The sequence below is a fragment of the Pseudoduganella flava genome (assembly GCF_007830495.1).
GTDB lineage: Bacteria > Pseudomonadota > Gammaproteobacteria > Burkholderiales > Burkholderiaceae_D > Rugamonas > Rugamonas flava.
In genome coordinates this window covers 465260-483375 of sequence record NZ_VLKW01000003.1, presented here as the reverse complement: position 1 = coordinate 483375, position 18116 = coordinate 465260, and the positions used below count along the sequence as shown (strand labels likewise).

Sequence of the window (18116 nt, the reverse complement as noted above, 5' to 3'; positions counted from 1 at the left end):
ATGAAGTCCCTGCCGCGTGCACACGCAGCCTGGAGCGGGCGCCAGCACGTGCCGGGCCAGCTGTCCGGCCTTGCCGTGCTGTGTCTCGTGTTCCTGCCGTACGCGCTGGGGCACTATCTGTCCTGCCTGCTGCGTACCGTGAACGCGGTGCTGGCGCCGCAGCTGGTGTCCGCCGCGGGGCTGACACCGGGCGACCTGGGACTGTTGACGAGTGCCTACTTCTTCGCGTTCGCGCTGGCCCAGCTGCCGGTCGGCATCGCGCTGGACCGCTACGGCCCGCGGCTGGTGCAGTTCCTGATGCTGTTGCTGGCAGCACTGGGCACGCTCGCATTTGCCGGCAGCGGCGACTTCGTGCAGATGCTGTGCGCCCGCACGTTGATGGGGCTGGGCCTGGCCGGCTGCTTCATGGCCGCCGTGAAGGCGATCTCCACGTGGATCTCGCCGGCCAGGCTGCCGTCGGTGCAGGGCTACCTGATCGCCGCCGGCGGGCTGGGCGCCGCGTCGTCGACCTTACCGGTGCGGCTGTTCCTGCAGCACGCCGACTGGCGCTGGCTGTTCATCCTGCTGGCCGCTGCCTGCGTGATCGTCGGCTTCCTGATCCTGCTGCTGGCGCCGACGCCGCCGGCTACGCCGCGCAAGCCGTTCAACCTCGGCGTGCTGGCGGAGGTGTATCGCCACCCCGCGTTCCGCGAGACGGCCGCGCTGGTGCTGGTGCCGCACACCGTGTTCTTCGGCATCCAGGGCCTGTGGATCGGGCGCTGGCTGACGGACGTGGGACGGCTGCCGGAACACAGCGTCGCCTGGCTGCTGTACCTCGGCATGGCGGCCGTGATCTTCGGTGCGATCGCCGTCGGCATGGTGACGGAATGGGCGGCGAAGCGGGGCGCCGATGCGATCACGGTGGCCGGCGTCGGCGTGGCGTTGTTCGTCGTCGTGCAGTGCGGTTTCGTGATGAGCTACCGGCCCAGCTTCGCGCTGCTGGCCGTGCTGTTCACGCTGGTGGGCACGATCACCGGCATCGAGTACACGATCGTCGCGCAAGCGATGCCGCCCGCGCTGACGGGGCGCGCGTCGACGTGCCTGAACCTGTTGATCTTCACGGGCGCGTTCATCGTGCAGGCGGGCTTCGGCCAGATCGTCGGCCTGTGGACGCCTGACGCCGCGCAGCACTATCCGGCCGCGGCGTACCAAGCCGCGTTCCTCGTGCTGGTGCTGGTGCAGCTGCCCGGCATCGCGTGGTTCGTCTGGCGGCGCAGGTCGCCTGCCCGGAAGCCTGTAGAATCTCTCCTTTAGCGCCGGGCAGCAGCCTGGCGCGCGTATGACAAGTGGGAGAGAAGATGAAACTGGTTCGTTACGGCCGTCCCGGCAAGGAAAAGCCCGGCCTGATCGATGAGGAAGGCAAGCTGCGCGACCTGTCCGGCGTGACGGGCGATTTCGCCGGCGCCAACCTGTCCGACAAGGCGTTGAAGAAGCTCGCGAAGATCCCGCACGACACGCTGCCGCTGGTACGCGGCAACCCGCGGATCGGCGTGCCTGTCGCGAAGGTGGGCAAGTTCATCGGCATCGGCCTCAATTACGCGGACCATGCGGCGGAATCGAACATGCCGATTCCAAAAGAACCGATCGTGTTCATGAAGGCCGTCACGAGCCTGTCCGGCCCGGACGATCCGGTGATGCTGCCGAAAGGCTCGAAGAAGACGGATTGGGAAGTGGAGCTGGGCGTCGTCATCGGCACGCGCGCCCGCTACGTCAGCGAAGCCGACGCGGAGAAGTACGTCGCCGGCTATTGCGTCGTCAACGACGTCTCCGAGCGCGAGTACCAGCTGGAGCGGGGCGGCCAGTGGGACAAGGGCAAGGGCTGCGACACGTTCGGCCCCGTCGGCCCGTGGCTCGTCACGCGCGACGAAGTGTGGGACGTGAACAACCTGGACCTGTACCTGGAACTGAACGGCAAGCGCATGCAGACCGGGAACACGAGCACGATGATCTTCAAGGTGCCGCAGATCGTCTCGTACCTGTCGCAGTTCATGACCTTGGAGCCGGGCGACATCATCGCCACCGGCACGCCGCCGGGTGTCGGCATGGCGCGCAAGCGGTTCCTGAAGAAGGGAGACTTCCTCCGGCTGGGGATCGCCGGGCTGGGCGAGCAGCAGCAGGATGTGATCGGGTTTATGGAGTTTTGAGTTTTATGAAGACGCCCGCGGCCTGGATAGAACCCAAGGCGCAACCCTGGGGTCAGACCCGTCGGGTCTGACCCCTGCTTTATGCCGTTGGGGTAAGCTCGGACCGCAGCACGCACGCCAAACACTCAGAAACTCAACCCGGAGCAATCGCCGCCAACGCCCGCGTCAACGCATCGGACAACCGCGCCACGATCTGCGCCAGGTCGGCCTCGGTGGCGATGAACGGCGGTGCCAGCAGGATGTGGTCGCCGCGCTTGCCGTCCGCCGTGCCGCCCATCGGGTACACCATCAAGCCGCATCCCAGCGCCTTTTCCTTCACCGCCGCATGCAGCTGCAGGTCCGGGTCGAACGGCCGCTTCGTGTCGCGGTCCTGCACCAGTTCCAACCCCACCAGCAGCCCGCGGCCGCGGATGTCGCCCACGTGCGGGTGCGCGCCGAACGCGTCGCGCAGCATGCGGCGCAGCGTCGTGCCGCGTACCGTCGCCGCGCCCAGCAGGCAATCGCGCTTGATGATCTTCTGCACCGCCAGCGCGGCGGCGGCCGCCACCGGATGGGCGTTGTATGTGTGGCCGTGCTGGAAGATGCCGCTGCCGTTGCGTAATCGCTCGACGACGTGGTCGCGCACGACGACGGCGCCGATCGGCTGGTAGCCGGCCGCCAGGCCCTTGCCCAGCGCGACGATGTCCGGCACCACCCCTTCCTGCTCCACCGCGTACAGCGTGCCGGTGCGGCCCATGCCGCACATGACTTCATCGGCGATGAACAGGATGCCGTACTTGTCGCACAGTGCCCGCACGCCCTTGAAATAGCCCGGTGTCGCGGGCACGGCGCCAAGCGTGGCGCCGACGACGGGTTCGGCGCAGAAGCCGATCACGTTCTGCGGGCCGGCATCGAGGATCGTGCGTTCCAGCTCGTCCAAGAGGCCGGCCGTGTAGTCCGCCGGATCCTGGCCCGCCGGGCGGTGGCGGTATTCGTAGCAGGGCGACACGCGGGCGACGGTCATCAGCAGCGGCTCGAACTGCTTGCGGCGCGCCTCGTTGCCGCCGAGCGCCAGCGCGCCCAGCGTATTGCCGTGGTAGCTCTGCTTGCGGGCGATGAACACGCGCCGCTGCGTTTCGCCGTTCTCGACGCAGTACTGGCGCGCCATCTTCATCGCCGCCTCGATCGCCTCGGACCCGCCCGACACGAGGTAGACGTTGTTCAGGTCTCCCGGCGCGTCGGTGCCCAGCCGGTGCGCCAGCTCCTCGGCGACGTCGGTCGTGAAGAAGCCCGAGTGGGCGTAGGCTGTCGTTTTCAATTGCGCCTGCATCGCCGCCAGCACGTCGGGGTGGCTGTGGCCCAGCGACGACACGGCTGCGCCGCCGCTGGCGTCCATATACGTATTGCCGTCCTTGTCGCGCATGTACATGCCAAATGCGCAGACGGCGGTGGGCGGCGTGCGGCGCAGGTTCCGGTGTATCAGCTGGGTCATGATGTCCTCGTTCGGTTGATCGACCCATTGACGTTAGCCCGCGCGATTGCGCACTGTTTTGATTTTTCCCTTGCCGTATGCGAATATTTCCAGCATGACAGATCGCCTCCCCCCACTGCCGCCGCAGCAACTGACGCCGGCGCAACAGGCTGCCGCGCAAGCGGTCATCGACGGCCCCCGCGGCGCGCTGTACGGCCCGTTCGTGCCGCTGCTGCGCAGCCCCGAGCTGATGCAGCACGCCCAGCGGATGGGCGAGTACCTGCGCTACCGCAGCGCGCTCGGCACGCGGCTCTCCGAACTGGCGATCCTCGTCACGGCGCGGCAGTGGAACCAGCAGGTGGAATGGGCGATCCACGCGCCGATCGCCGCGCAGGAGGGCATCGGCCAGGCCGTCATCGACGCGATCGCCCAGCGCCGCGCGCCGCCCGGCCTGGCGCCGGACGAGCAGGCGGTCTACGACTTCTGCAAGGAACTACACGAACACAAGCGTGTCACGGACGCCACATACGCGGCAGCGCTGGCGCTGTTCGGCGAACAAGGGGTCGTGGATTTGATGGGCCTGAACGGCTACTACACGTTCCTGGCGATGGTGATGAATGCGGCCCAGTCGGCGGTGCCGCCGTCGGAGGCGGCGCCGCTGCCGGACTAAAACGTTTCCCGAAAAATGGTGTCAGACACCATTTTTACTTCAAGACCTTGTGCAGCCACGCCGAGATGTCGTCCACCTCTTCCTGGCACAGCGAGTGCTGCATGTAGTAGTCGTGCCACTCGACGTTATAGCCCAGCGTCTGCAGCAGGTCGCGGGAGGCGGTGGCGCGGGCGATCGGGATCACCGGGTCCATGCGGCCGTGCACGAGGAAGATCGGCGTGTCCTGGTTGGCCGGGTGGCGTTCGGCGGCCACCTTGTCCGCCAGCGGCACGTAGCCCGACAGGCACAGCAGGCCCGCCAGCTTTTCCGGATGGCGCAGGCCGGCCTGCAACGTCATTGCGCAGCCCTGCGAGAAGCCGCCCAGGATGATGCGGTTGGCGGGAACGCCGCGCGCCTTTTCGCGGGCGATCAGCGCTTCCACTTGCGCCTGCGACGCGCGCAGGCCCTTCTCGTCTTCCTGGCGGCCCAGGTCCGTGTGGATGATGTCGTACCACGCGCGCATCACGTAGCCGCCGTTGATCGTCACGGGCATCGTGTTCGCGTGCGGGAAGATGAAGCGGATGCCCGGCAGGCCGGACAGGTTCAGCTCGTTCACGAACGGCACGAAGTCGTTGCCGTCCGCCCCAAGGCCGTGCATCCAGATGATGGACACCTGCGGCGCGTCGTTGGTGGCGACTTCGATATTCGGTAACACGTCGATCATCTGGGGCTCCTTACTGCAGCGGCGTCGCGGACGATTTGTTCTTGATGGCTGACTTCGGCCGGAATGCCTTGCATACCGCCGCATCCGTCTCGATGTACGGCCCGCCGATCAGGTCGATGCAGTACGGGACCGCGGCGAAGATGCCGGCGACGACCTGGTTGCCCGCATCGTCCTTCAACCCTTCCAGCGTTTCCTTGATCGACTTCGGCTGGCCCGGCAAGTTCATCACCAGCGCGGCGTGATCCGAGGTTTCGCGGATCACGGCCACCTGCCGCGACAGGATCGCGGTCGGCACGAAGCGCAGGCTGATCTGCCGCATCTGCTCGCCGAAGCCCGGCATCTCCTTCGTGCCGATGGCCAGCGTCGCTTCCGGCGTCACGTCGCGCCGCGCCGGGCCCGTGCCGCCGGTCGTCAGCACAAGGTGGCACTTGACGGTGTCGACCAGTTCGACGAGCGTCGCTTCGATCGTCGCGCGCTCGTCCGGAATCAGGCGCGTCTCGACGCGAAACGGCGTCGTGATCGCGCTCTTCAGCCAATCCTGCAGCGCCGGGATGCCCTGGTCCTGGTACACGCCGCCGCTGGCGCGGTCGGACACGGAGACCAGGCCGATCACCAGCTCAGTGGGCTCAGGCGTTGTCGTCATCGCCATCGTCATCGGAATCGTTCTCCTCGTCGTCGGCCTTGGCCTGTGCCGCCGCGCCGCGCGCCTTCGCATCCAGTTCCTTCAGGATCTGGAAGATCTCGCGGTAAGCCTTCGGCGGCTTGCTCTCGGCCTGCTCCTTGCGCGCATTGCGGATCAGCGTGCGCAGGTGCTGGGCGTCCAGGTCCGGATGCTCGGCCAGCAGGTTCGTCAGCGCCTGGTCGTCCGTCAGCAGCTTGTCGCGGCGGCGTTCCAGCGCGTGCAGCGCGGCCGTATCGGCTTTCGACGCGCCTTTCCACCCTTCGATCGTGCGCTGGATGATGGCCACTTCCTCTTCGGTCAGCGAGCGCATCTTCTTGCCGACGAATTGCAGCTGGCGGCGGCGGCCTTCGTGGTTCTTGATGTTCTGGCATTCCAGAATGGCATCCCGCACGTCCTCCGGCATCGGCACGCGCTTGACGCGGTCGCGTGGCTGGTCGACCAGTTCTTGGCCCAGCGCCTGCAGCGCATCGGACTGGCGTTTCATTTCGGTCTTGGAAGGCCGCTCGTATTTTTCCTGGAACTCGGAGGAGTCGAAGCCTACGGAGCCGCGGTTTGCATTTGGCATGATGATGAAAAACGCGCCAATCAGGCGCGCCTGTAAAAACGGTAAACGGCTGCTATGATAACTGTTTTAACGCTTAGCCCTCCAAAAACACCCTATGAGCGAATCGCATTTCACCCACAGCCAGGACCAGTTGAAGCAGCTTGCGCAGGACGTGTTGGCCTATGCGCGGGAGAAGGGCGGCACCGATGCCGCCGTCGAGATCAGCGAAGGTAGCGGCTTGTCGGTGTCGGTTCGCAAGAGCAAGATCGAAACGATCGAGCAGAACAAGGACAAGGGGCTGGGCGTCACCGTCTTCGTCGGCAAGAAGCGCGGCAACGCGTCGACGTCCGACTTCTCGGCCGCATCGCTGCGCGCCACCGTCGAGGCAGCCTACAACATCGCCCGTTTCACGGCGGACGACGAGGCGGCCGGCCTGGCGGACGAGGACATGCTCGAGCTCGCACCGCGCGACCTGCAGCTGTTCTACCCGTGGCCCATCACCACCGAGGAAGCCGTCGTGCTGGCGCAGCGCGCCGAAGCTGCCGCGTTCCAGGTCGACCCGCGCGTGACGAACAGTGAAGGCGCCGGCGTGCACATCCAGCAGTCGCACTTCGTGTCCGCGAACTCGCGCGGCTTCATGGGTGGCTATCCGTATTCGCGCCACACGATCGCGTGCACGCCGATCGCCGGCAAGGGCGCCAACATGCAGCGCGACGACTGGTACAGCTCGCAGCGCGATCCAAAGAAACTCGCCACGCCGGAAGCGATCGGCCGTTACGCGGCGGAGCGCGCGCTGGCCCGCCTGAACGCGCGCCAGATGACGACGCGCACCTGCCCGGTGCTGTTCGAAGCGCCGCTGGCCGCGGGCCTGCTGGGCGCGTTCGTGCAGGCCACGTCCGGCGGCGCGCTGTACCGCAAGTCGTCGTTCCTGCTCGATACGCTGGGCAAGCAGGTGTTCCCGGAACACATCCAGATCAGCGAAGACCCGCACGTGCTCGGCGCCGTGGGCTCGGCGCCGTTCGACGAGGAAGGCGTGCGCACGCAGTACCGCGACGTCGTCAAGGACGGCATCCTGCAAGGCTATTTCCTGTCCACGTACTCGGCCCGCAAGCTCGGCATGAAGACGACCGGCAACGCGGGCGGCTCGCACAACCTGGCGCTGACCTCGACGTTGACGAAGCCCGAGGACGACTTCGCCGGCATGCTGAAGAAGCTGGGCACGGGCCTGCTGGTCACCGAACTGATGGGCCAGGGCACGAACTACGTGACGGGCGATTATTCGCGCGGCGCGTCCGGCTTCTGGGTCGAGAACGGCATCATCCAGTACCCCGTCGAGGAGATCACGATCGCCGGCAACATGAAGGAAATGTTCCGCCAGATCGTCGGCATCGGCAACGACGTGCTGATTCGTGGTACGAAGCAGACGGGCTCGATCCTGATCGAGAAGATGGTCATCGCGGGCAATTAAACCTGTTGCAACGCCGACGGCGTTTCCCTACACTGTCCTGAGCAGTAACGTTTTCCGTAACGTAATAAAAATCCTCAGGAGACCGTATGGAACGTCGTCGCTTCATCGCGAAGGCTGCTGCGGGCGCGGGAGCCGGCATCATCGCCGCCCCCGCCCTGGCGCAATCGCAACCCACGATCAACTGGCGCCTCGCCTCCAGCTTCCCGAAGTCGCTGGACACCATCTTCGGTGCCGCCGACATCTTCACCAAGCGCATTTCCCAGCTCACCAACGGCAAGTTCAACATCCGTTCGTTCGCGGCCGGCGAGATCGTGCCGGGGCTGCAGGTGCTGGACGCGGTGCAGGCCGGTACCGTCGAATGCGGCCACAGCGCCTCGTACTACTATTTCGGCAAGGACGCCGCGTTCTCGTTCGACTGCGCGGTGCCGTTCGGCCTCACGTCGCGCCAGCACACGGCCTGGTACGACCAGGGCGGTGGCCGTGAACTGATGCGCGCGTTCTTCAAGGACTACAACATCATCAACTTCCTGGGCGGGAACTCGGGCACGCAGATGGGCGGCTGGTTCCGCAAGGAGATCAAGTCGACGGCGGACCTGAAGGGCACCAAGATGCGCGTGGCCGGTTTCGCCGGCAAGGTGCTGGAGCGCCTGGGCGTCGTGCCGCAGCAGCTGGCCGGCGGCGACATCTATCCGGCGCTGGAAAAGGGCACGATCGACGCGGCCGAATGGGTCGGCCCGTACGACGACGAGAAGCTGGGCTTCTTCAAGGTGGCACCGTTCTACTACGCGCCGGGCTGGTGGGAGCCGTCCGCGTCGTTCTCGTTCTACGTGAACATCAAGGAATGGGAAAAGCTGCCGAAGGATTACCAGGCCGCCGTCGAAGTGGCGACGTACGAGGCGCACGTGGGCATGCAGGCCGAGTACGACGTGAAGAACCCGGCCGCGCTGGCGCGCCTCCTGAAGAACGGCGTGAAGCTGCGCTCCTACCCGAAGGACGTGATGGACGCGTGCTTCAAGACCTCGACAGCCGTGATGGAGGAAGAGGCCGCGAAGAACGCCAAGTTCCGCAAGATCTACGACCCGTGGAAGAGGTTCCGCCAGGACCAGAACCAGTGGGCTTCCGTGGCCGAGGCGCCGATCCAGAATTACCTGATCAGCGCGGGGCGGCTCGCGAAGTGATTGGAGGCGGGGACACGGTCCCCGCTCGCCGATTGCGCCATCATTTGCACTTGTCGCTGCGCGGCACACCGCAGGCAATCAGGCTGCCCACATCCGGATTGACCAGATAGTCCTCATGGGCGCGCACCGGGTCCTGGATGAAGCCGAAATACGTGGGCGCGGTGGACACCAGCACGTTGTAGACGACGGCGCCCGCTTCCCGGTAGCGCTCCGGCGGCAGCGTGTACGTCAGCACGTCGCTCGGGTCGCTGAACGCGACGAGCGTGAGCGGCGTCGCGGCGCGGCGGCTCGCTGGCGCCGGCATGCGGCGCATCTGCAGCAGCTGTTGCAGGCTGTCCGGCGGTGCGGCCTGCGCGGCCAGCGGCGCCTGCGTTGCCAGCGGCTGGTCCGCCACCTGCAGCAGCGGGATCTGGTTGGCCGCCATGATCAGCCATGCCATCCGCCGCACTTCACGCTCGGCCACCTGCGCCGCGCGGCTCTCCGGCCCTTCCTGCGTCATGCGCAGCAAGGTGTCGAACAGGATCTTGCTGCCCAGGCTTTCCGAAATCACGACGAGCGGCGCACCGTCGTCCCTGTCGCCCATCGTCCGCAGGATCGCGTTGCGCATGCGCAGCTGGATCTGGTCGCGCGCCACGCCCTGGTAGGCTAGCGCATCGGGCAGGCAGTCGTCCAGCAGCCAGTCCTTCACCTTGCCATTGAATTTCGCCCGCGTGTAAGGGAACGGCGGCGCGCCGGTGCAGATCGGCGACTTGTGGGTCTGGTCATAGCACAGCTGCTGCTTGACGGGCGTCGTCAGCGGCGACCAGATCAGCGACTGGAAGCGCAGCGTGCCTTGCGGCGTGACGACGTCGAGCGGGACGATTTCGATGTACGGCGCGATTTCCGGCGCCGTGCCGCGCACCGAGGGCCGGGCTTGCACGTTGGCGGCCAGCTGTTTGGCCAGCGTGGCGACCGTGTCGGTGGCCCAGCGCGCGTCGTGCGTGCACATGCCGTGCACCAGCAGCACGTCCGCCTTGCGGTCCGGCGCTTGGGCGACGAAGTCGATCAGGCCGGGGAATTTCGTATCGGTCTCGATGAACTGAGGCGGGCGGTAAGGCAGCGAGCAGCCGGCCAGCAGGGCGAGAAGCAGGAGGGCAAGGAGGTAGGGAGCGGGGCGCATGGTGGTCTCCTGATTGTGGAGCTTCCATCTTTGTCCCGCTGGGCCCGGCAGGTTTGCGCCCGCTCAAAGTCGGTGCGTCACTCCACGACTTGCAGCGTAGCGGCACGGTCCTTCTGCCGGACGAACCGCACGATCGATTCGGTCGTGACGGTGTCGATCTGCCCCGCCATGCGCCGGTCGAACGGGTGGTCGTCGAATGCCACGTTGGCGCGGAACATGCGCGCGCCGAGCCGCTTCGTGGCCGGAACATCGACGGTGATGGGGCTGAAGCTGGAGGACTTCAGCCATGCCTGCGCCTCGTCGCGCGTCTCCACCTGGCCCGACGGCGCGGATGCCGCCGCATAGGTCTCGAGTACCCATTGGTTCGAATTCTGGTAACGGGTCGAGAATGCGTACGACAGCATGTTGTAGCGCGGCTCGTGCAGCCGCCGCGGCGTGCGGCCGGCCAGCAGTTGCGCCAGGCGCGCCTGGACGGCAGGGTCGGGAATCACGAGCTGGGCCTCGTACCGGAACAGGTCCGTCAGGAAGAAGTTGCCCATGCCTTCCTCGTACAGGTTCGACGACGCCGTGCCGCACTCGTTCAGCTCGTGCACGACGGTCCAGCGTCCGGCCGGATGATCGCGCACGACGATGCCCATATGCGAGTAGCGCAGCCCGTATGCGGACAGGTCCTGGCCGGCGCGCGAGACGAGGGCGACCTGGGCACCGCTGGCGTCCAGCGCCTGGACGGTGCGCAGGGCCAGGTCCAGCGAACGCGCCGCATCCGCAGCGGACAGCGGCTTGTCGTCGCAGGCCTGTCCGGCCCATGCGGGCAGGCAAAGGACCAGCCAGGCCGTCAGCAGCAGGCGCTTCATGCGCCGACCTTCGCGCTGTGCAGCAGCGCCTTGCCCGCCTCGTTCGGAATGAACGCGATCGCCTTGCCGGACATGACGAGCAGGTGCCCGCTGGCGGTAGCCGTCACGTCCAACACCGTCCCTGCCGCAACGGACAAGCCTTCGGCCGCCTTGCCGGACAGGCGCACCGTGGCGCGGCTGCCGTCCGCCGCGTTCTTCAGCACCAGCTCGATGCCGTCGGCGATCTTGTCCACACCCACGACGACGCTGCCCGCCACCAGCACGGCGACCGCGGAACCGCCGACGACGCTGCCGGTGATGTCGGACAGGGCGCGCGACGGCGCGGAGCCGTCGGCCGCGTGGGCGGCGCAGGAAAGGCTCAGCAGGGCGGCGAGGAAGAGGCGTTTCATGATCGGGTCCTTGTGTGGTTGGAGTGAGCGCATGATGCCGCGCCCGCGGTCCGCTGGGCAAGCGCTGGCTCGACAGTAGCGACAGGCGACTGCTAAAGTATAGGAATCCAATACTTTCAGATGGGAAGTGAATAATGTCGAGCAGCGCGATACTGATCGATGGGCTGAAACGCCAACTGAAGGCGCGCGGCATCACCTATGCCGAGCTGGCGCGGCGTATCGGCATGTCCGAGGCGGGCGTCAAGCGCATGTTCGCGCAGAAGAGCTTCACGCTGGCGCGGCTGGACGACGTGCTGGCGGCCGCCGGCCTCGAATTGCTGGACCTGACGCAGAGCGCGCTGGAAGCGCCCACGCTGATCGCGCAGCTCACGCACGCGCAGGAACAGGAATTGATCGGCGACCCGAAGCTGCTGCTGGTGGCCGTCGCGGCGCTGAACGGCGTACCGCTGGAGGAATTGGTGGCGACGTATGCGCTGACCGAGGCGGAGGGCGTGAAGTACCTGTTGCGGCTGGACCGCATCGGCTTTCTCGTCCTCAAACCAAACAATCGCGTGAAGCTGCTGGTGGCGCGTACGTTCGGCTGGATCCCCGATGGGCCGATCCAGACGTGGTTCCGCCGCGAGGCCGCCGGCGCTTATCTCGACGCGGATTTCCACGGCCCGCGCGAACTGCTGCGGCTCGTGAACGTGATGCTGTCGGACGCGTCGGCGCAGGCGCTGCTGGCGCGGCTGCGCCAGGTGGCGGACGACTTCTCGCAGCAGCACCAGGCCGATGCCCGGCTGCCGTACGGGGAGCGCCACGCCGTCACCGTGCTGCTGGCGGCGCGGCCCTGGCTTCCCGACGCGTTCCGGGCGTTGCGGCGGTCAGCGGGCGCCTAGCTGCCGCAACAGCGTCAGGTTGTCCTCCAGGTGCCAGTTCTCGGCGATCCTGCCGTTCTTCACGCGGTACAGGTCGAAAGCCTGGAAGTCGATCGGCTCGCCATGGCCTTGCCGGCCGTCGAACGTGCCCGTGAAATGGCCGGTGAAGTGCAGCCGCACGGCGACGCGGTCGCCCTCGGCGACGATGTCCGTCGCTTCAGCGCGCAGGTCCGGCACGGCGGCGCGGAACGTGCGCGACGCTTGCAGCGGGCCGTCAGGCCCTTGCGCGCGGCCCGGCGGCAATGTGCGGTCGATGAAGCCGGGCGCCAGCGCGGCGCGCGCCAGGGCCGGGTCGCCGGTATTCCAGAACTGCGCATAGGTGCGCGCGGCTTGCACGACCGGGTCCGGGGCGCCGCCCACATGGACGGCGGCGGTGGCGGTGGCTGTCGTGGCAAACGCGAACGCCAGGGCGGCGATCGTGCCGGCCGCGATGTGGTTAGTCGATGTCATGTGGTTCTCCTTGTCAGATGGTTTCCGGTTCGCGCACCGTCAGCGGGCTGTCCAGCGCGATGCGCGCGATCTCGTCCTTGCGCAGGAAGGCAACGCCGGGCTTGGTGGCCGCGTAGGCGAGGAACCTGTCCCACACACGCACCATCTGCGGCGTGCCGCTGATGCGGTCATGCGCGCTGATCGACATCATGCGGCGGCGCGTGACCGCTTCCTCGTACAGCTGGTCGAATTCGCTGGTGATCTGGGCGAGGAATTGCTGTGGCGAGTAGTTGCGCCCTTCGATCAGCACGATGTCGTTGTTGCGCAACGTGTAGGGCACGACGACGAAGTCCTTGCCGCCCACGCGCTCGATGAACGGTTCGTCGCGGCTGACGTCGTCGATGTGGTACAGGTAGCCCAGTTCCTGCAGCAATGCCAGCGTGTTCGGGCCGCGGCGCAGCCAGTTGCAGTTGTAGCCGACCGGCCGGGTGCCGGTGACCTGCTCGACCATCGCCCGCGCGTCCTCCAGGAAGCGCCTTTCCTCGGCACGGTCCATCGCGAATTGCGAACTCCAGCGCGGCCCGTGCGCCGCCGCTTCGTGGCCGCGGCGCACGATCTCCCTGGCCAGTTCGGGATGGCGGCGCGCGGCCTCACCGATCATGTGGGAAGTCACCTTGACGCCGTGCCTGTCCCACAAGTCCAGCATGCGCGGGATGCCCTCCCGGTAGCCGTAGGCGAACCACGTGTTGGCGGCGGGATCGCTCGGCACGTGCTCCGGCATGGCCACTGGCGGGAACGGGCTGTCGGTGCCTTTGGGCGGTTGGCCGCCCGCCTCGAACTGCATCGAGATCGAGATCACGAGGCGGGTGCCGCCCGGCCAGAATTGCCCCGGCGCGGCGATTGGCTGCGCGACGGCTTCCCGCCCCAGCAGGCCGCTGCCGGCGACGGCGGCAGCGGTGGCCGCGGCTTGCACCAGGAAGGTCCGGCGCGATGGTGTCGATTGCATGGTTGCTCCTTGTGGATGGGTCGATGGAGCGATTGTGGCCGCCGGCCGCGTGATTGATAATTGGCCCAGGTAGCGAATCATTTTCAAAAGGAACCGAAGAATGGCGTACGACAGGCTGGGCGACATGCGGTTGTTCGCATGCGCGGCGGAGCTGGGCGGCTTGTCCGCGGCGGGGCGCAAGCTGGGCTTGTCGCCGGCTGCGGCGAGCGCACGCATCCAGAAGCTGGAGCAGGCGTTGCAGGCGCGTCTGTTCGAGCGCACCACGCGGCGGCTGCGCCTGACGGACGAAGGCCGCCTGTACCTGGAGCACTGCCGCGTCGCGCTGCAGGCCGTCGACGATGCCGAGGCGGCGTTGCAGGCCCGCCGCGACACGGCGCGCGGCAAGATCCGCATCGCCGCCACGTCCGACTTCGGCCGCCACACGCTGTGCCGCTGGCTCGACGACTTCGCGCGGTTGCATCCCGACGTGTCGTTCGGGTTGACGCTGTCGGACGCGTACTCCGACTTCCTGCATGACGAGATCGACCTGGCGATCCGCTTCGGCCGGCCGCGCGACAGTTCCCTGCACGCGCGGCGGCTGGCGCCGAACCGGCGCGTGCTGTGCGCGGCGCCGGCCTATTTCGACGGTATCGCGCGGCCACGCGTGCCGGCCGACCTGGCGGCGCACCGCTTCGTCACGCTGCTGGGCGCCCCAGGCATGGCGGAGGAAATCACATTGCAGCGCGACGGCGTGCGCACCGCGTTCCGCCTGCCGGCGCAGCAGGCGTGGGAGAGCAACGACGGCGCCGTCGTGCGGGATTGGCTGCTGGCGGGGAAGGGGATCGGCTACAAGTCCCAGTGGGACGTGGCGGACGACGTGGCGGCGGGGCGCCTGGAAGTGCTGCTGCCGGAGTGGGAGACTCCGGCGGCGCACGTGCACGCGTTGTTTCACCGGCGCCTGATGCCGATGCGCGTGCGGCTGCTGCTGGAATTCCTGGCCGGCCGCTTCACGCAGCGGCTCGGCCAGGCGCGGTGAGGACCGCTTAGCGGCGCAGTGCGCGCAGCACCGGCTGCAGGATCGCGGCGCCCAGCTTCATCGAGCGCGCGCCGTTCCAGCCGTTGACCGGATCGGGATCGTTCGCGTTGTCCTTGAACGGCATTTCCAACGTCAGCGACAGGCAGCCGAACAGGTGGGTGATGTGGGGCGAACCCATCGTCAGCACTTCCGGCGTGAACGGCGCGTCCGGGTAGCCGAATTCGCTCTGGAAGTCCGGGCTGGCGATCTTGAAGTCCTCGATGAAGCGGTCCTGCTCGGCCTTCTGCCCAGCCGTGAAGTTCTGCAGCGAGTCGCTGCCGGCCACAAACACGTACGGCAGGCCTTCGTCGCCGTGGATGTCTAAGAACAGGTCGCAGCCGACTTCCTGCATCTTCCGCTTGACGAGGAAGACCTCGGGGCTGCGCTCCATCGTCGGCTCGTTCCATTCGCGATTCAGGTTCGCGCCGGCCGCGTTGGTGCGCAGGTTACCGCGCACGGAGCCGTCCGGGTTCATGTTCGGCACCACGTAGAACACGGCCTCCTTCAGGCACTGGCTCGCGAACGGATCGGCCGGGTCGAGCAGCGCTTCGAGCATGCCCTCGACGAACCACTCGGCCATCGTTTCGCCCGGGTGCTGGCGGGCGATGACCCAGACCTTCTTCGGCGCATCCGGGTCGCCGACGACCAGCATGTTCAGGTCGCGGCCGTCCACCGTCGAACCGAGGTCGACCAGCTCGGCGAGCGGCGACAGTTGCGCGCTGTCGAGCAGGGCCAGGTGGCGTTCCCACGAATACGGCTCGAAGTAGGCGTAATAGACGCTGTCGTGTTCCGGCGCGTGCTCGATCGTCATCACTTCGCCGTCGTAGCTGGTGGGGACGCGGAACCACGTGTCGCGGTCGTAGCTGGCCACGGCGTGATAATCCTTCCAGCCGTCCGGATAGGCGGCCTTGCCGGCGTTCAGGAAGCGGATCGTCAGCGGCACGGCTGCCGCGCCCTGCACGCGGAAGTAGAACCACTGGACGATATCGGCGTGGGAATCCTTGCGGATGTTGACGTCGATGTCGCCGGCGCTGGTAACGCTGACGACGTCGATGGCGCCAGCGTCGAACTGGCTGCTGATCTTGATAGACATTGTGTGCCCTTGTTGTTGGAAACGGCGCGAGTGGCGCGAGGCCGTCATGATAGCGGCTTTATCGGCGGGGCGCAGCCGTGCCGTGGCCGATCCGCCAACATTGCCGCAAGCGGATACAATCGCTCATCCATTCAAGAGGAGACTTCGATGCAGCGTCGTTCCTTTCTCACCAAGACCGCCATCGCGGCAGGCGCCGGCACCGCTACCGCCACCATCACTGCGCCGGCGCTGGCGCAAGCGCAGCCGGCCGTCAGCTGGCGGCTCGCTTCCAGCTTCCCGAAAACGCTGGACACGATCTACGGCTCGGCCGAGCAGTTCGTCAAGCGCGTATCCCAGCTCACCAACGGCAAATTCACGATCCGCCAGTTCGCCGCCGGCGAGATCGTGCCGGGACTGCAGGTGATGGACGCCGTGCAGGCAGGCACCGTCGAAATTGGCCATACGCCGGCCTACTACTACTTCGGCAAGGACCCCACGTTCGCGTTCGACTGCGCGGTGCCGTTCGGCCTGACGTCGCGCCAGCAGACGGCGTGGTTCGACCAGGGCGGCGGCCGCGAACTGCTGCGCGAGTTCTACCGCGGCTACGGCATCATCAACTTCATGGGCGGGAACACGGGCGTGCAGATGGGCGGCTGGTATCGCAAGGAGATCCGCTCGCTGGCCGACATGAAGGGCCTGAAGATGCGCGTGGCCGGTTTCGCGGGCCGCGTGATGGAGCGGATGGGCGTGGTGCCGCAGCAGATCCCGGCGGGCGACGTCTACGCCGCGCTGGAAAAGGGCACGATCGACGCGGCCGAATGGGTCGGCCCATACGACGACGAAAAGCTCGGCCTTGTGCGCGTGGCGCCGTTCTATTACTCACCGGGCTGGTGGGAAGCGGGGCCGCAGCTGTCGTTCTACGTCAACGCGAAGGAATGGGACAAGCTGCCGAAGCAGTACCAGGCCGCGCTGGAAGCGGCATCGTACGAATGCCACGTCGGCATGCAGGCGGACTACGACGCGAAGAACCCGGCCGCATTGGCGCGCCTGCTGAAGAACGGCGCCAAGCTGCGCAACTTCAGCAAGGAAGTGCTGGACGCGGCGTACAAGCAGTCCACCGCGGTGATGGAAGAGGAAGCCGCGAAGAACGCGAAGTTCAAGAAGATCTACGAGCCGTGGAAGAAGTTCCGGCATGACCAGAACCAGTGGGCATCTGTGGCGGAAGCGGCGATGCAGAACTATCTGATCACCGCGACGCGGAAGTAACTACGGCCCGGTTCGTGTCCTTCTGGGGGCAGACCCCGACAGGACACGAGCTCGACTATTTGCCTGATGAGCCCGTATCCCCCTGGAGTCTGACCCCAGAGGGACACGGGCTCAGCCGTCAGGTCAGGCCGCCGAAGCGCTGGTAAAACGCCGGCTCCGCCTCAGGCACCTCCGGGTCCTCGCGCCGCAGCGCGGCGAGGACGTGCTCCTCGGCCGCGGCATGCGTCAGCTGGTACAGGTCGCGCGCCAGGTCGTACGCAGCCGCGCCCGGCCATGGCTCGGGGAGCAGTTCCATCGGCAGTTGCGGGTCGTGCAGTTGGACGCGGCGGTAGGCGTGGATCAGCAGGGTGCGCACGATGTAGGCCTGCTCCGGCGCCAGCTCGCGCGGCAGCAGGCGCAGCAGAGGCTCGAAGCGGTCGATGAAGCGCTGGTAGGCTGCGCCGATCTCGCGCAGGTCCCAGCCTTCGCTGATCAGGTCCGCCAGCGGCTTGCCCTGCACGCCCGGCAGTTGCGCGGCCTGTACGACGTACACCTTGCCGCGCATGTTCAGGCGGCCCAGCAGCGCGTCCAGCGCTTCCGCGTCGCCCGCCGGATGCCCGGCGATACCCTGGGCGATCACGCTGTACCCCTCCCACAGCAATTCCTTGCGCAGCAGCGCCCGCTCGGCGGCCGACAGGCTGTTGGTGCCCAGCACGAACGTCCAGCTGCCGTGCCAGTGCGCGTGCGGCGCCGCGTACACCCGGCGGAACGCCCGCGCGAAGCGCTGCGCCGCCTGCTGCGTGATCATGTAGTTGCTGCGGCGCCCGTCGCGCTGCGATTCAAGCCACCCTTCCTGCGCCAGCCGGAACACGGACGTGCGCAACAGCCGGTCGTTGACGCCGAACGGCGCCAGCAGCTCGATCAGGCTGCCCATCCACACCAGCCCGCCATGCGATACCACGGAGTCGCCGAATACCGTCATCACCAGCGACTTCGAGCGGGGCGGGTCCTGCGTCAAGAACTGGTCGATCCAGTCGTTCAGCTTCATTCTCATGCTGCCATTGTACCTACGTCACCGAACAAGATACGGAATTCGAACATGACACAAAAAAT

Annotated in this window: 19 protein-coding genes; 8 read left to right on the top strand and 11 right to left on the bottom strand. The window is 67.0% G+C overall.

What is annotated here, in order from left to right:
- Both IP92_RS10330 and IP92_RS10325 read left to right on the top strand, forming a co-directional pair.
- Positions 1–1293: an MFS transporter gene (locus IP92_RS10330; RefSeq protein WP_199271938.1), complete on the top strand. Its 1293-nt coding sequence runs from the start codon at positions 1–3 to the stop codon at positions 1291–1293.
- 44 nt (positions 1294–1337) lie between these two features.
- The gene (locus tag IP92_RS10325; protein WP_145874455.1) at positions 1338–2183 is read left to right on the top strand and encodes a fumarylacetoacetate hydrolase family protein; all 846 of its coding nucleotides are present in this window, start codon (positions 1338–1340) and stop codon (positions 2181–2183) included.
- Positions 2184–2316: 133 nt separating this feature from the next.
- On the opposite strand, the gene IP92_RS10320 is transcribed toward IP92_RS10325, so the two are convergent.
- A complete protein-coding gene (locus tag IP92_RS10320; RefSeq protein WP_145874454.1) occupies positions 2317–3654 on the bottom strand; it encodes an aspartate aminotransferase family protein in 1338 nt (445 codons plus the stop codon).
- Between the two features lie 94 nt (positions 3655–3748).
- On the opposite strand from IP92_RS10320, the gene IP92_RS10315 reads away from it, so the two are divergent.
- Complete coding sequence (locus tag IP92_RS10315) at positions 3749–4303, top strand: carboxymuconolactone decarboxylase family protein (protein ID WP_145874453.1); 555 nt, start codon at positions 3749–3751, stop codon at positions 4301–4303.
- A gap of 34 nt (positions 4304–4337) precedes the next feature.
- Here the strand turns inward: IP92_RS10315 and IP92_RS10310 are convergent, their stop codons facing one another.
- The 3 genes from IP92_RS10310 to yjgA are packed head-to-tail and all read right to left on the bottom strand — an operon-like array spanning position 4338 to position 6253.
- Complete coding sequence (locus tag IP92_RS10310; protein ID WP_145874452.1) at positions 4338–5006, bottom strand: alpha/beta hydrolase; 669 nt, start codon at positions 5004–5006, stop codon at positions 4338–4340.
- A 10-nt stretch (positions 5007–5016) separates the two neighbouring features.
- Positions 5017–5649, bottom strand: coding sequence for a molybdopterin adenylyltransferase (mog, locus tag IP92_RS10305; RefSeq protein ID WP_371860916.1), 633 nt, complete (start codon positions 5647–5649; stop codon positions 5017–5019).
- Positions 5633–6253: a ribosome biogenesis factor YjgA gene (yjgA, locus tag IP92_RS10300; protein WP_145874451.1), complete on the bottom strand. Its 621-nt coding sequence runs from the start codon at positions 6251–6253 to the stop codon at positions 5633–5635. The genes mog and yjgA overlap by 17 nt, the downstream gene beginning before the upstream one ends.
- Before the next feature lie 94 nt (positions 6254–6347).
- Between yjgA and pmbA the strand changes: the two genes are divergently transcribed.
- A complete protein-coding gene (gene pmbA, locus IP92_RS10295; RefSeq protein ID WP_145874450.1) occupies positions 6348–7700 on the top strand; it encodes a metalloprotease PmbA in 1353 nt (450 codons plus the stop codon).
- An 86-nt stretch (positions 7701–7786) separates the two neighbouring features.
- A complete protein-coding gene (locus IP92_RS10290; RefSeq protein ID WP_145874449.1) occupies positions 7787–8878 on the top strand; it encodes a TRAP transporter substrate-binding protein in 1092 nt (363 codons plus the stop codon).
- Positions 8879–8918: 40 nt separating this feature from the next.
- On the opposite strand, the gene IP92_RS10285 is transcribed toward IP92_RS10290, so the two are convergent.
- The 3 genes from IP92_RS10285 to IP92_RS10275 all read right to left on the bottom strand — a co-directional run bounded on the left by IP92_RS10285 (position 8919) and on the right by IP92_RS10275 (position 11280).
- Positions 8919–10037: a hypothetical protein gene (locus IP92_RS10285; RefSeq protein WP_145874448.1), complete on the bottom strand. Its 1119-nt coding sequence runs from the start codon at positions 10035–10037 to the stop codon at positions 8919–8921.
- Between the two features lie 77 nt (positions 10038–10114).
- Positions 10115–10891 carry a DUF2145 domain-containing protein gene (locus tag IP92_RS10280; protein ID WP_199271937.1) on the bottom strand — a complete coding sequence of 259 codons (777 nt, stop codon included), beginning with the start codon at positions 10889–10891 and terminating at the stop codon, positions 10115–10117.
- Positions 10888–11280 carry a hypothetical protein gene (locus tag IP92_RS10275; protein WP_145874447.1) on the bottom strand — a complete coding sequence of 131 codons (393 nt, stop codon included), beginning with the start codon at positions 11278–11280 and terminating at the stop codon, positions 10888–10890. Before IP92_RS10275 ends, IP92_RS10280 begins: the two co-directional genes overlap by 4 nt.
- 134 nt (positions 11281–11414) lie before the next feature.
- Between IP92_RS10275 and IP92_RS10270 the strand changes: the two genes are divergently transcribed.
- Positions 11415–12158 (top strand): helix-turn-helix domain-containing protein, encoded by a 744-nt coding sequence (locus IP92_RS10270; protein WP_145874446.1) that lies wholly within the window; start codon positions 11415–11417, stop codon positions 12156–12158.
- Here the strand turns inward: IP92_RS10270 and IP92_RS10265 are convergent.
- Entirely contained in the window at positions 12144–12647 is a 504-nt protein-coding gene (locus IP92_RS10265; protein ID WP_145874445.1) for an ester cyclase, read from the bottom strand. The two genes, IP92_RS10270 and IP92_RS10265, sit on opposite strands and share 15 nt — an antisense overlap.
- Before the next feature lie 13 nt (positions 12648–12660).
- The gene (locus tag IP92_RS10260) at positions 12661–13632 is read right to left on the bottom strand and encodes a polysaccharide deacetylase family protein (RefSeq protein WP_145874444.1); all 972 of its coding nucleotides are present in this window, start codon (positions 13630–13632) and stop codon (positions 12661–12663) included.
- Between the two features lie 100 nt (positions 13633–13732).
- On the opposite strand from IP92_RS10260, the gene IP92_RS10255 reads away from it, so the two are divergent.
- Entirely contained in the window at positions 13733–14647 is a 915-nt protein-coding gene (locus tag IP92_RS10255) for a LysR family transcriptional regulator (RefSeq protein ID WP_145874443.1), read from the top strand.
- 7 nt (positions 14648–14654) lie between these two features.
- On the opposite strand, the gene IP92_RS10250 is transcribed toward IP92_RS10255, so the two are convergent.
- Positions 14655–15779 (bottom strand): M14 family metallopeptidase, encoded by a 1125-nt coding sequence (locus IP92_RS10250; protein WP_145874442.1) that lies wholly within the window; start codon positions 15777–15779, stop codon positions 14655–14657.
- 147 nt (positions 15780–15926) lie between these two features.
- Between IP92_RS10250 and IP92_RS10245 the strand changes: the two genes are divergently transcribed.
- The gene (locus IP92_RS10245; protein WP_145874441.1) at positions 15927–17024 is read left to right on the top strand and encodes a TRAP transporter substrate-binding protein; all 1098 of its coding nucleotides are present in this window, start codon (positions 15927–15929) and stop codon (positions 17022–17024) included.
- A gap of 118 nt (positions 17025–17142) precedes the next feature.
- Here the strand turns inward: IP92_RS10245 and paaX are convergent, their stop codons facing one another.
- Positions 17143–18057: a phenylacetic acid degradation operon negative regulatory protein PaaX gene (gene paaX, locus IP92_RS10240; protein WP_307724847.1), complete on the bottom strand. Its 915-nt coding sequence runs from the start codon at positions 18055–18057 to the stop codon at positions 17143–17145.
- Positions 18058–18116 lie beyond the last annotated feature (59 nt).

What these genes read in the sequence shown, in the direction of transcription:
- IP92_RS10250 (WP_145874442.1), bottom strand. Translation starts at nt 15,779, where the DNA reads ATGTCTATCAAGATCAGCAGCCAGTTCGACGCTGGCGCCATCGACGTC.
- IP92_RS10270 (WP_145874446.1), top strand. Translation starts at nt 11,415, where the DNA reads ATGTCGAGCAGCGCGATACTGATCGATGGGCTGAAACGCCAACTGAAG.
- IP92_RS10330 (WP_199271938.1), top strand. Translation starts at nt 1, where the DNA reads ATGAAGTCCCTGCCGCGTGCACACGCAGCCTGGAGCGGGCGCCAGCAC.
- IP92_RS10320 (WP_145874454.1), bottom strand. Translation starts at nt 3,654, where the DNA reads ATGACCCAGCTGATACACCGGAACCTGCGCCGCACGCCGCCCACCGCC.
- IP92_RS10245 (WP_145874441.1), top strand. Translation starts at nt 15,927, where the DNA reads ATGCAGCGTCGTTCCTTTCTCACCAAGACCGCCATCGCGGCAGGCGCC.
- yjgA (WP_145874451.1), bottom strand. Translation starts at nt 6,253, where the DNA reads ATGCCAAATGCAAACCGCGGCTCCGTAGGCTTCGACTCCTCCGAGTTC.
- IP92_RS10265 (WP_145874445.1), bottom strand. Translation starts at nt 12,647, where the DNA reads ATGACATCGACTAACCACATCGCGGCCGGCACGATCGCCGCCCTGGCG.
- IP92_RS10290 (WP_145874449.1), top strand. Translation starts at nt 7,787, where the DNA reads ATGGAACGTCGTCGCTTCATCGCGAAGGCTGCTGCGGGCGCGGGAGCC.
- IP92_RS10275 (WP_145874447.1), bottom strand. Translation starts at nt 11,280, where the DNA reads ATGAAACGCCTCTTCCTCGCCGCCCTGCTGAGCCTTTCCTGCGCCGCC.
- pmbA (WP_145874450.1), top strand. Translation starts at nt 6,348, where the DNA reads ATGAGCGAATCGCATTTCACCCACAGCCAGGACCAGTTGAAGCAGCTT.
- IP92_RS10280 (WP_199271937.1), bottom strand. Translation starts at nt 10,891, where the DNA reads ATGAAGCGCCTGCTGCTGACGGCCTGGCTGGTCCTTTGCCTGCCCGCA.
- IP92_RS10315 (WP_145874453.1), top strand. Translation starts at nt 3,749, where the DNA reads ATGACAGATCGCCTCCCCCCACTGCCGCCGCAGCAACTGACGCCGGCG.
- IP92_RS10260 (WP_145874444.1), bottom strand. Translation starts at nt 13,632, where the DNA reads ATGCAATCGACACCATCGCGCCGGACCTTCCTGGTGCAAGCCGCGGCC.
- IP92_RS10255 (WP_145874443.1), top strand. Translation starts at nt 13,733, where the DNA reads ATGGCGTACGACAGGCTGGGCGACATGCGGTTGTTCGCATGCGCGGCG.
- paaX (WP_307724847.1), bottom strand. Translation starts at nt 18,057, where the DNA reads ATGAGAATGAAGCTGAACGACTGGATCGACCAGTTCTTGACGCAGGAC.
- mog (WP_371860916.1), bottom strand. Translation starts at nt 5,649, where the DNA reads ATGACGACAACGCCTGAGCCCACTGAGCTGGTGATCGGCCTGGTCTCC.
- IP92_RS10325 (WP_145874455.1), top strand. Translation starts at nt 1,338, where the DNA reads ATGAAACTGGTTCGTTACGGCCGTCCCGGCAAGGAAAAGCCCGGCCTG.
- IP92_RS10285 (WP_145874448.1), bottom strand. Translation starts at nt 10,037, where the DNA reads ATGCGCCCCGCTCCCTACCTCCTTGCCCTCCTGCTTCTCGCCCTGCTG.
- IP92_RS10310 (WP_145874452.1), bottom strand. Translation starts at nt 5,006, where the DNA reads ATGATCGACGTGTTACCGAATATCGAAGTCGCCACCAACGACGCGCCG.